The following is a 13529-nucleotide window of genomic DNA, read 5'->3' as shown; positions in this document are numbered from 1 at the left end:
AAATATGAATAATTAAATGAGTGGAGAAACCAACATATCCAGACTAATAAATGAAATGTCCCCTGTTCTGAACCAAAGGGAATACGTATTTTCTACGGTACAAAACTTGGATCGTATAGATAGAAAGGATACCATCTGTGAATTCAAGGAAAAGGAAGGGACAACCATTGTAATTTCCAGAAATAAGGCAGACGAATTAAAGTTACCCTATGAATATGTAGCCTCTTGGATTACCCTAAAAATTCATTCTTCGCTGGAAGCGGTAGGTCTAACCGCTGTATTTTCAACAGCATTGGCCAAAAATGATATAAGCTGTAATGTAATAGCCGGCTATTATCACGACCATATTTTTGTGGATACAAAGGATTCGGAAAAGGCAATGCTGGTTTTAACGGCCCTATCAGACAAGTCTGAATAACAGGCACCCATGATTCAATGGTTGCAGCATCCCCCTTATTCCTGCTCTTCCCACTTATAAAGCCAAGACTATATTTTATCTAATATTTCATCATTATCATAATACAGCCATATTATTCATTCAATTGAAAAGATTTTAACCGAATATTTATTATTATTGACAACTAATATCATTAACAATGGATTTTCCGTATTATTCAAAACCTTTGGAAATAACAAATTGAAGGCTATTAATGCTGTACAACACCAATGATCCACTATAATAATTTAACCAATCAATGAGAAGAGCAACCATTTTTACGTCGTTTTTAGTATTTGCGTTTACCACCATTACACAAGCCCAGGATATAAAGCCGACCGAAGTTACAAAGGTCATGAAGAAAGTGGCCGACTGGCAGATAGACAATTACCAGGGGTTATACAGTGGACATGATAAACCGCACCACCCATTGGACTGGACCAATGGCGCCTTGTATGTAGGTATGGTAAAATGGGCCGCCATGGCCGATAGTGTCAAGTATTATGAGTGGCTTAAAGACATTGGGCAAAAACATGAATGGCAATTACACCGTAGAAAATACCATGCCGATGATCATACTGTTGGACAAATGTATATTGATCTGTATAGAAAATATCAGGACAAGGATATGATAGAACCTACCAAGGAACAGTTTAATTTTATCATGTACCATCCTTCACTAAGCTCCCTACATTGGAAGACTCCCTATCATCAGGATCGTTGGAATTGGTGCGATGCCCTTTTCATGTCTCCTCCGGTCTGGGCAAAATTGTACAATGTTACGGGTGAAAAAAAATACCTGGACTTTATGATGACCGAATTCAAGGCAACCACCGATTTCCTGTTCGATAAAAAAGAAAGCCTATACTACAGGGACGAAAGTTATATGGGCAAATTGGACAACGGTACAAAAATATTTTGGGCAAGGGGCAACGGTTGGGTGTTTGCCGGACTCGTTAATATCATGAACGAATTGGATCCACAAAGCAAGGAGTACAAATATTTCCTGAATATTTACAAAAAAATGGCTGCCAAACTGCTGGAGATCCAAACTCCAGAAGGCCACTGGGCCATGAGTTTATTGGGACAAAAATTTTACCCTACTCCAGAAACCAGTGGAACTTCATTTAATGTATACGGTTTGGCTTGGGGCATAAACCAAGGCATTTTGGATAAGTCCACCTACACCCCTGCCGTAAAAAAGGGATGGAACGCCTTGGTGGGCCATGTTACCAATGAAGGAATGTTGGGCTATGTTCAGCCTATTGGTGCCGCACCTGGGAAGGCCTGGGCAGACAAAACTGAAGTTTATGGCACGGGAGCCTTTCTAAGTGCCGGCTCGGAAGTTTATAAGTTGTACGGCGGAAAATAAGATACCCGTAATTATATCTTAAAAATTATTTTACGGTAATCCATAATGTAAAAGAAGTAAAAACTTGTTGATACGGGTCATAGCAATGGCTTTCAATGCTATAATTTTATGTACTTAACAATGAGATGAAAGGAAGCTTGGTACAGTTTAGGAATAACGGATTACTGAGATTTATAAGAAAGCATGAAAAATATGCTCCAATCCTATTTTTCATTGGCGGATTTATATTTGACACCCTTACCTTAGGACGCATAGACCGGCTATATGACCTTAGCGTACTCTGCCTTCATATGACCTCCTTGACCATTACGCTCTACCTCTACAATCTAGCTGATGATGGTAAATGGAACAATACCATACTTGAAAGGTTTAAGGAATATTATCCCTTGGCCATACAATTTTTCTTCGGTGGTCTCTCCAGTGCTTATGTCATTTATTACTCGCGTAGTGTATCCATGTCCAAAACCGTTTTCTTCCTGATCATACTCCTTGTATTACTATTTGCCAATGAAATTTTAAAAAAAAGAATATCCAATAAGTACTTACAGTTCAGCGTATATTTCTTTATCAGTTTCACCTTCTTCACCTTTATGGTACCCGTGTTGATCAAGGAAATGAATCCCAATATATTTATACTTTCGGGTCTAATAAGTTTAATTACTACCCTGGCACTTATCGCTATTATTTATCGTGCAAGTCCTAGCACAAGGGCCGAAATACATCTGGGAAAACTCATTGGAATAGTGTTTTCCATATACCTAATAATCAATATATTCTATTTTTTTAGGCTTATCCCTCCAGTACCCCTTGCCTTGAGCAATGGTATTGTTGCGCATCAAGTTAAGGTAGAAAACAATAACTACCTTGTTACCTATGAAACTGATGAATGGTACGTATTTTGGAGAAAACACAGACTAAAATTCATACAGAAGCCCAATGAAGATGTCTATGTTTTTTCGTCCATATTTGCCCCGACCAGTTTGGAGAAATCGGTATTTCATCGTTGGAAATGGTTTAATAATACAACCCAGGAATGGGAAATTATAGAGGATATCGGTTATGACATCACTGGTGGTAGGGATGGCGGTTATCGCGGTTACACCTATAAAAACAATTTAGTCGAAGGCTTATGGAAAGTGGAGGTGCTTACCCAGGAAGAATTGGTTTTGGGCATAATAGATTTTGAAGTGATCACTAGTGACACCATACAACCAAAGGGATTAACACAGAAAATATTCTGAGTTTTGGTATTACTGTTTATGGCTATATTCCCAAAGAAAGTGGGCTTAGCAGTTGAATAAATTTTTAGAGAGCATTCCTGTAAAAAATATATTTTTTGGGCTCCATAAACCAGTAACTTGTTCCACATGCTGAAATAATGTAGAAAAAAACACACCTTTTTTTGTATCCTTTTAGGCAAGTTTTGGTCTACTTAATAAACTTAAAATCTTTTAGGAATGAATAATTGTAAATGTACCCAGTGCGAATGCACCAAATGTAATTGTGTCAACTGTTTGGAAAAAAACTGTCCGTGCAGCAAATGCGATTGCAATAAATGTGAATGTTGTTAAAAAAAGGTTGGTCTTTCAAGGCCAACCTTGTATATTATGGGTATGAAGATTGAAACGGCAGCCATTTGGAAAAAGCACCATAGTGAAATCTACTTTTTTATTCTGAAAAAAGTGAAGGATGAAGAAGCTACCAGGGAAATAATTCAGAATGCCTTCCTTAAAATCCATCAAAAAATTGACACCTTAAAGGACTCGGAAAAGGTTAGGGCTTGGGTATTTACTATTGTTAGAAATGAAATTGCCAATTATTACAACCTTGCCATCAAAACCTTGCAAAGCCCTTTGAATGAAATTTCATCCACATACGATAGCTACCAGGATTTCTGTTGCTTTGATCGATTTGTAACCAATTTACCCAAACCGTACAAAGAAGTGGTTCATTTGGTTTACCTACAGGGCAAGACCCAGGGCCAGGCAGCAGAAATGATGGGAATTAGCTTGGCCAACGTAAAAGCAAGAATTAGGCGCGCTAAATCACTTCTTATCCATAATTTTAATGCTTGCTGTAAATTTGAAATAAACAATGAGGGCAAGCTCGTTGGGGATTCCAACTGCAGTATTTGCAATTAAGGCTCCCGTACTTTCCCTAGCCTATATTGCGGGATGAATGTTCAAGATTTGCTATCTTAGAGGAAGCAGAGGTTTGATCTATGATCAGATTATTTTGCCGGCTAATACATAACCTAAGAATGAAGATCCTGGAACTGACACTATATACTTCCAATATTGAGGGGCAAGCCGAGTTTTACTCCCAAGTTTTGGGATTGGAAATAGTGAAGAAATCTCCGAAAAATGTTACTTTTCCAATTGGCAATACCCTACTCCATTTTGAATTAAAAAAAGAGGCTACCCCATACCATTTTGCGATCAATATCCCTGCCAATAAAGAGGTTGAAGCATTGAAATGGCTTAAGTCCAAACTTTCTATATTGAAGGACGACCAAGATGAGATTATCAATTTTAGGGCCTGGAATGCCAAAGCCATCTACTTCTATGACCAGGACCAAAATATTGTGGAACTCATTGCTCGTAAGAACCTAAGGAATGATTCTGATCAAAATTTTGGACCTGAGCATTTTCTGGAAATATCTGAAATCGGGGTCCCTACAACAGATATTGAAAGGGAATTCAACACCTTAAGAAATGTTTTGGACATCGCAATTTATGATGGCGGATTGGGGAATTTTTGTGCCATCGGCGATGAAAACGGTTTGTTCATCTGCATTGACAGGGACCATAAAAAATGGTACCCTACCAATGATAAAGCCTTTGCATCCGACTTTGAACTAGTTTTACAGGAAAAAGGAAAACAATACCATGTGGAGTTCAACAATGAAAGTTTAAACGCCGTTAGCCTTAATAACCCATATACCCAGAAAAAACGATAGACCAATGCGCAAAATAAACTATCCCCTCCTTTTAATAATTGCAAGTACCCTTTGGATCATTGTAAGTTTCATTAACTCTTGGAACAATATGGACTTTGGATTTTGGGCAAGAATCATCACGCTAACGCTATTGATCCTTGCCATGTTGATTACAATTCGCGATACTAAAAAGAATCGAAAAAAAAATGGGGCCAAGAAGTCGAACAAATAAAAAAAGTCCAAGTATATCAGCTTTGTTCAATACTAAAAAAAACAACCTGTTGCCCGTAGCACCCATTGAAAAAAATATTGCATATTACCACAAAACATATAACTAAAAATTTATGATCATAGACGTCCACACACATATCAACAATTACCATGAAGACCGGGTAGTTTCCTTGGAAGAATGCCTAAACCTTCTAACTGAGACCATGCAGGAAAATAAGGTAGATTATTCTTTGGTACTATCTTCCTATAAGGTAAACGAACATAGACCCAGTACCAAGAAGGTGGTGGAAGCCATTAGTGGACGAGATAATCTTGGCGTGGTTGCTGGCATCAGTTATTTGAATTACACCCATAGGGACTTAAAGGAAATAAGTGAATTTCTGGATGAAGGACTTATAAAAGGACTAAAACTTTACCCAGGCTATGAACCCTTTTACCCCAATGACAAAGGGCTACAGGTAGTTTATGACATGGCGGTTGAATACGATATACCAGTAATGTTTCATTCCGGGGACACCTATTCCCCAACGGGAAGGATAAAATACTCCCATCCCATTCATATAGACGACGTAGCCGTGGATTTTCCTGATCTTAAAATAGTCATCTGCCATGTGGGCAATCCTTGGATCAAAGACTGCATGGAAGTAGTGTACAAGAACAAAAATGTCTATAGCGACGTCTCTGGCCTGGTATTAGGCAATTTCTCGTATAAATTTGAAAGATTCATGAAAAATGAATTGGAGGAAATGATTACCTATGCCGGGAATCCCCAGTACCTATTATACGGTACGGACTGGCCCATTTCCAATATGCATTCCTATCTCAACTTTATGAAGCAATTGGATCTTCCTGAAGAAAAAAAGGAACTTATCCTATGGAAGAATGCTGCCGATCTTTTTAAGATCGATGTATCCAAACTTTAGACCATGCCCGCTATTTTATGGTTATCTCAAATTCCGATTTTGAAATTTGTAGATGGTGAACCTGTGGTACAAAAATTCCATGGAAAACTACGGCACATCAAAAATGTTAAAACCAAAGAGCAGAATTTGCGCTTATTCAAAAATAAATGAATATCTTATAGGTAGGTAATAGCGTTAAGAGATTGCGCAATCATAGACTGCCAGTAAATTTATCCATTTCTCTTTTGTGCAAATGGCATGTTCTAAGTTGCTCTTACCTTAAGGCTTTAAGCCAATTACTTTCAGCCCTTTTAACAGAAAACCGATATGACCAAGAAAACTTTTGGGACCTTTGCAGGGGTCTTTACACCTACCACCCTAACTATATTGGGGGTCATTATGTATATACGTCAACCGTGGGTCGTTGGCAATGCAGGGGTTGTGGGAGCCTTGGGCATAGTTTTATTGTCTGTCGCCATCACCTTGACGACGGCCCTTAGCCTATCCTCCATCACCACCAACATTAGAATAGGCAGTGGTGGTGCCTTTAGTTTAATTTCGCAATCCTTGGGCTTGGAAATTGGAGGGGCCATTGGGATTCCCTTTTATTTTGCCCAATCCATAGCCGTTGCCATGTATATTTTCGGTTTCAGGGAAGGGTTACAAACATTGACCCCGGACATTAATCCAGTAATTCTGGATTTGGTCATTTTTGCTGTTGTTATGGGCATTGCCTTTATCAGTACCAGTTTTGCCTTTAAAATTCAATTCGTCATTTTGGGTATCATTGTTTTATCTCTTGTTTCAATCTACGGCTCCCTCTTTGTAAATGAGTTGAATTTTAATATCCAATGGATCGGGCAATATCCTGGTTCGGTGGAAAACGATTTTGGCGGATCTTCCTTTTGGACGGTTTTTGCCGTCTTTTTCCCAGCGGTTACTGGAGTTATGGCAGGAGCAAACATGTCCGGCGATCTCACCAATCCAAGAAAGAGTATTCCTGTTGGTACTATATCTTCCGTAATAATTACCACTATAATTTATATCAGCTTAATTTTTGTTGCAGCCGTTATTGCATCTCCCGACGAACTGGCTAAAAATTATAACATTTTTATAGACAAAGCCCTTTTTGGACCCATTGTCCTAGCGGGTCTTTTGGGTGCTACCCTATCCTCCGCCCTAGGGTCCTTTGTAGGAGCCCCAAGAATATTATTGGCTTTGGGAGAAAAAAACATACTTCCCAAAAGCAAGGAACTCGCCAAAAAATCCAAAAAAGGAGAGCCCGTCAATGCCATGTTAATTACAGCGGGATTGGTGCTATTTGGTATTTCGCTTCGAAATTTAAATACCATTGCCCCTTTGCTTACCATGTTTTTTATGATAACCTATGCCATGGTAAATATAGTAGCACTGGTAGAACAGACCTTGGGATTGCCGAGTTATAGGCCTACCCTAAAAATTCCCATAATTATTCCCGCAATCGGGGCCTTTGGTTCCATTGCAATTATGTTTGTACTGAATGTAATCGTAGCCTTATTTTCCTTGATCTTCATAGTGCTTTTCTACCTCTATCTGGTTAAAATGAACATTAAATCAGCTGCAGGGGATTCTAGAAGTGGTCTATTCACAGCCTTGGCAGAATGGGCCACCAAAAAGACAAATAGTCTAAGACAAGAAAGGGAAGTGAGATCATGGCGCCCGGATTTGTTGATTCCGGTTACCATGCCGAAAGAGCTTAGAAGTTCCTTTAAGCTTATCCATTCCATTATTTACCCCAAAGGTTCCGTAAAGATATTGGCCCTTAGAAATGAAAATGAGACGGAGCAGAGAAACATGGAAAATTTCCTTAAAAACGCTGTTAAGAAATTTAAAGAGAGTGATCTGTCCGTTTCCTATTCCGTAATAGATAACACAGATTTCAATACCACCGTAAATGTAAGTATGCAATCCTTAAACGCTGCTTTCTTTAAACCCAACATCATTTTCATCAGTATAGATACCGCCACCTCCAATTTGTCCTATTACAACAAACTAATAGCCGATACAAAGAAGAATAACTTTGGGATGATTATTTACATACCCTTTGCCACCGCGAGTCTGGCCATTGAAAAAAGCATCAATTTGTGGATGACCAATATTCCGGTAGACTGGAAGGAAACCTTTAGTGTAAATAACAACAACCTATCTGCCTTGACCTCCCTTCTTATTTGCCGTAATTGGAAAGGGAACATAGATGTGCACATACTTAATAATAATCCCGATTTGATATTTGGAGAGAATGACATAGAAGATTTAAAGACCATGGTGCGTTTCCCAAAGCGAACCATCATTAAAACACATGAGGGAAATCTGCTCGAAAATGTTTCTAAAGAGAAAAATGCGGATGTCAATATTTTTAATATTGAGGAAGGGGTCACTATTGACGATATGGTCAAAATTGTAAATGATTCCAGAATATCGGCCGTTTTTTGTTCCGACTCAGATTTTGAAAATGTATTGGTATAGAAAAACCTGCCGTGCTTTTTTTATAGAACAACATGCTGCCTTCAATTGCTCTTACATTGGACCAATATGAATTACCCGGACGTTATTGATAGTGACCATATTGATTAAACAGGAACCCCTAAACCTTTCATATTTCGTTAAAAATGAGTACCTTAGAATAGGTAACATATAATACTACAATTATGGCAACAATTAAATCTTTAAACAAATGGGCCAATGCACATACTTATTATCCCTTGGATTTGTTAAGAGTTGCATTGGGAGTTTTTCTTTTCATGAAAGGCGTGGATTTTATGTCGAATCATCAACAAATGGCAGAAATTATTAAACCCTTCCAAGACATTCCGGGAGGTATGTTGATTATGCATTATGTTGCTCCGGCACATTTTGTAGGTGGGTTTTTATTGGTAATAGGCTTATTGACCCGATGGGCCGTAGTGACTCAATTACCAATTCTAATTGGTGCAGTATTGGTAAATTTTTTAGGCGAGATGAATGCTAGAAATCTGGTTTTGGCTTCCATAACCTTATTGCTATGTGTATTCTTTATGTTTTATGGTTCGGGAAAACATTCCACTGATTATTATTTAAAAATGCAGAAATAAGGTGATAAACCCCGTAATTAAATTATATTTAATATCTAATTCTTTACGGTTCCACTTTATCATGCCTTATAAAAATACCAGTTTTAATTTCAAGAAGTCCAATTTTACACATTGGATTTTTATGGGAGCGGCATTATTGCTTTTTTCTTGCAAGGATGACCAACAGCCCAAATCCATGGACAATGATGAGTTGACTGAGGAGTCAACCGCTATTTCCTTTACAGCTATTGGGGATGTTCCCTATGACGAGGAACAAAGGGATGGCCTGATCGATATGATATCCAGGCATAATGCCATTGATCCTTCGGAATTTGTTATTCATGTTGGGGACATAAAACCTGGTGCCGTGGAATGTAACGAAACGGTCTACCAGGATGTTTCGGACATATTAAAGACCTTTGAGGCGCCCACCTTTATCGTTTTGGGAGACAATGAATATAACGACTGTACGGACCCACAGCAAGGATTGGAATACTGGAACCAGTACTTCCTGCATTTTAATGAAAATTGGGCTTTTGAACCAGCTGTAACCTACCAGCCCGAGCGTACAGAAAATTTTAGTTGGATAGAGAACAAAGTTTTATTTATAGGAGTTAATCTCGTAGGAAGTCAAGTTCATGACTCCTTGGAATGGCAGACCCGATTAACCCAAAATGGCCAATGGGTTAAAAAACTCTTGGAAGAACATCTGAACAAGGTAGAGGCCATGGTAGTTTTTGGACACGCCAACATAGTGGAAGCCGGCCCTGATAAGTTTAAGCCCTTTACGGATTTGTTTAGATCTGCTGCCCAATCTTTCGGGAAACCGGTTCTAATGGTTCAGGGAGATGGGCACTTTTGGATCAAAAATAAACCCTGGCCGGAACAAAACATTACCCGTCTACAAATAGATGGACGGGACACAGCCGTAAAAATAACCGTAGATACGACACTGGACTACCCCTTTACATTCGATAGGCAGTTTTTGGATTGAACCTCCCAAAATAAGAATCATCCCCAATAGGGATTGTTATGGTATTTTATTGCCAAAACATTGTCCATATTGGGGATGATCTGTAACCTAATAATCCATTTATGGACTATTGGTTTTTATAAAAAATTCAATTGCTTTGGATTAAATTTCCTCCGCCAACCAAGCCTTCATCATCCAAACGGTTTTTTCCTGTTCAGTGATAAACTCGCTCATCATAGAATTGGTACCTTCATCGGAGGCCTCGTCAGAAGCATCCAAAATTGCCCTTTCAATTACCAATAACCCGCTAAGCGACTCCACTATTAAACGAATAGCGTCCTCATCTTTGGTTATATTTTTACCTACCGGCACTTTGGAATTCTCTATATAATCCTCAAAAGTATGTAAGGGTACACCCCCCAGGGTAAGTATACGCTCTGCTATTTCATCCACTTTAAGATTGGCATCGGTATACAATTCTTCAAATTTCACATGAAGATCAAAAAACCTTTTCCCTTTTATATTCCAATGAATTCCCCTGAGATTTTGATAGTAGCGTTGGAAATTTGCCAATAATTGATTTAAATCCTTACTTAACGATTTTGATTTGGCAACATCCAAACCTATACTGTTTAATTGCATAATTTGTCTTTTTAATTATACCCCTAAATTACAGAAATCCCTTTCCTAAAGATGCTTTGATTTATTGATAGATTTTATGATGGTATAGTAATATAAGATAGGAAGAAAGTAAGGTTTAGCAATGGTATGATTCTTGATACAAATACTAATAATTTAACATAAAAATTTAAAGAAACTCAAGAATTAATCCCTTGGCATCAATTTTGCTGATTAATTAAGAAAATAATAACAAAATATTCTCTTGATTATAGAGGTACTAGTTTAAATTTGATTACTCCCCCCTTCAACTAAACCACCTAAAAATGAATAAAAAAAAACTACTCCTATTTGGTATCCCCATTGTTCTTATTCTTGTAGGTTACACCTTGTTCGGAAACACCGCCGATGAAGATGTAGCCATTACCACCAAAGTGGTAAAGGGCGAGTTTGTAAATGAAGTAATTATTTCCGGAGAGGCCCAATCCACCAGTTTGAAAAAAATCAATGGCCCGGATGACATCAGAAAATTCAAACTGCGTGACGTAAAAATCCAAGATCTTATTCCTGAAGGTTCACTGGTGAAGGAAGGCGACTATGTAGGGCGATTGGATCCCTCAGAAGTGAACGAGCAGATTTTGGACGCTCAATTAAACTTGGAAACTGCCCAGTCCAAATACACTCAAGAACAGCTGGACACTACCCTTACCTTGAAACAGGAGCGGACAGCTATAAAAGATCTGCTATTTGATATCCAAGAAAACAAGCTGGAGCTCAAACAATCTATCTACGAGCCGCCGGCCACAATTAAAAAGTTGGAAATAAATATTGAACGTCTGGAACGCGATCTAAAGGAGAAAACCGAGGATTACAAAATTAAGGAACAGAAAGCCATGGCCAAGATGGTGGAGGTCGGAACTGAAGTATCCAAAATAAGCAAAATGCTGGAGGAACTAAGAAATCTTCAAAAATCCTTCACCATTCATTCCGATGCCAATGGAATGGTAACTTACGCCAAAAACTGGGATGGCTCCAAAAGAAAGGTGGGTTCGTCCATAAGTATGTGGGACCCTGCAATTGCCACCTTACCGGACCTCACCAAAATGGAATCCAAGACCTATGCCAATGAGGTAGACATCAGAAAGATAAAAAAAGACCTTCCTGTTATTATTGGTTTTGATGCATTTCCTGAGGTAACCGTAAAAGGAACCATTACCAACGTGGCCAATGTAGGGGAAGAGAAACGCGGTTCGGATATTAAACTTTTTCAGGTACTGGTAAACTTTGACGAGAATAATGAAAATGTAAGGCCAGGAATGACCACCTCCAATAGAATCCTTATCCATAAGGAAGAGGAGGTTCTAATGATACCGCTGGAAGCGGTATTTTCCCAAGATTCCATAAGTTTTGTGTACGCCAAGTCCGGCTTATCTATTGATAAAAAGGAAATTGAGATGGGCGAATCCAATTTGGATGTAGTAATTATCAAAAATGGTCTAAATGAGAATGAAGTTGTATATCTGAGCAAACCCGAAGGACTGGAAGAAAAGGGCATACTGTCTTTAAATTAGACTCATGATAGACAAGATACTTCTAGAACAGATTGTCTCTAATTTCAGGGAAGCCATTCGCGTGGTAACAATCAACAAGGTTAGAACTTTTTTAACGGCATTGGGAATCATATTTGGCGTTGCAGCTGTAATTACAATGCTGTCTATAGGGAATGGGGCCGAAAAGGAAATTTTGGCACAACTGGAACTGGTAGGCGTTAACAACATTGTGGTAACACCCATTCCTGACGAAGAAGATGAAAACACCAGTGAGGAAGAGGAAGGTGCCCAGGAAACTACCCGATTTTCAAAGGGACTGGATCTCTTGGATGTAGCCAGTATTGCAAATAATATTCCTACTATAAAAGCCATTAGTCCAGAGATAATCCTAGAAACCTACGTGATCAATAAGGGTAGGCAAAATTCGGTGAAATTAATTGGGGTCAACAATTCCTTTTTTGAAACTTCCAATATTCATATAGGAAAAGGAAGCAACTTCTCCCAAGAACATTTGGTAAATGCTTCTTCAGTCTGTATCATTGGTGAAAAGATAGAAAAGAAATTGTTTCCTGGTGAGAGTGCCATTGGCAAGCAAATTAAGGTAAAGGACGTTTGGCTTAAGGTCATTGGAATAATAGAGGAAAAACTCATTTCGGAAAAAGCACAGGAAAACCTGGGCATTAGAGATCTGAACCAGGACATATATGTTCCAGTAAAGACCTTTTTGGTTAGATATAAGGATAGAAAGATCATATCGGACCAACCCTTGGATTTTAGTGGCGGAGGCATGATCATCATTAGTGGTGCCAATAATGGACCCAAGAAAAGGATCCCTAGGGGCAATTACCATCAATTGGACAAATTAACGGTCCAGGTAAATAATTCCAATGAACTTAAAGCTACTGCGGAAGTATTGAGCAAACTTCTCAAAAGAAAACATAACGAGGTGTTGGATTTTGAAATTACCATTCCTATACAACTGCTAAAACAGCAGCAGAAAACCAAACAGATATTTAATATTGTACTCAGCGTTATTGCCGGGATATCCCTTCTTATAGGTGGTATCGGCATCATGAATATTATGTTGGCCTCTGTATTGGAACGCACAAAGGAAATAGGCATCATGAGGGCCATTGGAGCCACCAAACAAGATGTAATCCTACAGTTTTTATCAGAGTCCGTCCTCATAAGTTTGGGCGGAGGTATAATAGGTATATTATTGGGAATTGTAGCGTCGTATGGATTGGAATTGGCAACGGGAATAGAAACCATCCTTTCATTGAACTCCATTGTTTTATCCTTTTTTGTAGCCACTTTTATAGGGCTTGCGTTTGGAGTTCTACCTGCTAAATCGGCGGCCAACAAGAATCCAATTGAAGCCATAAGACGTGAATAGAAATATTTTCCAGATAACACCAAG

At 38.6% G+C, this 13529-nt stretch carries 13 protein-coding genes; 12 read left to right on the top strand and 1 reads right to left on the bottom strand.

Annotated features, from left to right (window positions below):
- Nucleotides 1–16: 16 nt before the first annotated feature.
- The 10 genes from KO529_RS16125 to KO529_RS16080 all read left to right on the top strand — a co-directional run bounded on the left by KO529_RS16125 (nt 17) and on the right by KO529_RS16080 (nt 9962).
- Nucleotides 17–418 carry an ACT domain-containing protein gene (locus KO529_RS16125; RefSeq protein WP_215948897.1) on the top strand — a complete coding sequence of 134 codons (402 nt, stop codon included), beginning with the start codon at nt 17–19 and terminating at the stop codon, nt 416–418.
- 277 nt (nt 419–695) lie between these two features.
- Entirely contained in the window at nt 696–1808 is a 1113-nt protein-coding gene (locus tag KO529_RS16120) for a glycoside hydrolase family 88/105 protein (protein WP_215948896.1), read from the top strand.
- A 125-nt stretch (nt 1809–1933) separates the two neighbouring features.
- Nucleotides 1934–3049: a DUF2914 domain-containing protein gene (locus KO529_RS16115; RefSeq protein ID WP_215948895.1), complete on the top strand. Its 1116-nt coding sequence runs from the start codon at nt 1934–1936 to the stop codon at nt 3047–3049.
- Between the two features lie 366 nt (nt 3050–3415).
- Nucleotides 3416–3949: a sigma-70 family RNA polymerase sigma factor gene (locus tag KO529_RS16110; RefSeq protein WP_247097376.1), complete on the top strand. Its 534-nt coding sequence runs from the start codon at nt 3416–3418 to the stop codon at nt 3947–3949.
- Between the two features lie 119 nt (nt 3950–4068).
- Nucleotides 4069–4767: a VOC family protein gene (locus KO529_RS16105; RefSeq protein ID WP_215948894.1), complete on the top strand. Its 699-nt coding sequence runs from the start codon at nt 4069–4071 to the stop codon at nt 4765–4767.
- Nucleotides 4768–4771: 4 nt separating this feature from the next.
- A complete protein-coding gene (locus KO529_RS16100) occupies nt 4772–4978 on the top strand; it encodes a hypothetical protein (protein ID WP_215948893.1) in 207 nt (68 codons plus the stop codon).
- Nucleotides 4979–5090: 112 nt separating this feature from the next.
- Complete coding sequence (locus KO529_RS16095) at nt 5091–5900, top strand: amidohydrolase family protein (protein WP_215948892.1); 810 nt, start codon at nt 5091–5093, stop codon at nt 5898–5900.
- Nucleotides 5901–6206: 306 nt separating this feature from the next.
- On the top strand, nt 6207–8384 hold the full coding sequence (locus KO529_RS16090) for an amino acid permease (protein WP_215948891.1): 2178 nt from the start codon (nt 6207–6209) through the stop codon (nt 8382–8384).
- A 182-nt stretch (nt 8385–8566) separates the two neighbouring features.
- Nucleotides 8567–8989, top strand: coding sequence for a DoxX family protein (locus KO529_RS16085; RefSeq protein ID WP_215948890.1), 423 nt, complete (start codon nt 8567–8569; stop codon nt 8987–8989).
- 61 nt (nt 8990–9050) lie between these two features.
- Nucleotides 9051–9962 (top strand): metallophosphoesterase, encoded by a 912-nt coding sequence (locus tag KO529_RS16080; RefSeq protein WP_215948889.1) that lies wholly within the window; start codon nt 9051–9053, stop codon nt 9960–9962.
- 141 nt (nt 9963–10103) lie between these two features.
- Here the strand turns inward: KO529_RS16080 and KO529_RS16075 are convergent, their stop codons facing one another.
- Nucleotides 10104–10583 carry a Dps family protein gene (locus KO529_RS16075; RefSeq protein WP_215948888.1) on the bottom strand — a complete coding sequence of 160 codons (480 nt, stop codon included), beginning with the start codon at nt 10581–10583 and terminating at the stop codon, nt 10104–10106.
- Nucleotides 10584–10885: 302 nt separating this feature from the next.
- Here KO529_RS16075 and KO529_RS16070 point away from each other — a divergent pair, with 302 nt between their 5' ends.
- Nucleotides 10886–12130 carry an efflux RND transporter periplasmic adaptor subunit gene (locus KO529_RS16070; protein WP_215948887.1) on the top strand — a complete coding sequence of 415 codons (1245 nt, stop codon included), beginning with the start codon at nt 10886–10888 and terminating at the stop codon, nt 12128–12130.
- 4 nt (nt 12131–12134) lie between these two features.
- A complete protein-coding gene (locus tag KO529_RS16065) occupies nt 12135–13505 on the top strand; it encodes an ABC transporter permease (RefSeq protein WP_215948886.1) in 1371 nt (456 codons plus the stop codon).
- Nucleotides 13506–13529 lie beyond the last annotated feature (24 nt).

The organism is Arenibacter algicola, from assembly GCF_018860365.1.
GTDB lineage: Bacteria > Bacteroidota > Bacteroidia > Flavobacteriales > Flavobacteriaceae > Arenibacter > Arenibacter algicola_B.
Note: the sequence above shows the minus strand (reverse complement) of the source record. Positions and strands in the feature narration are given on the sequence as shown.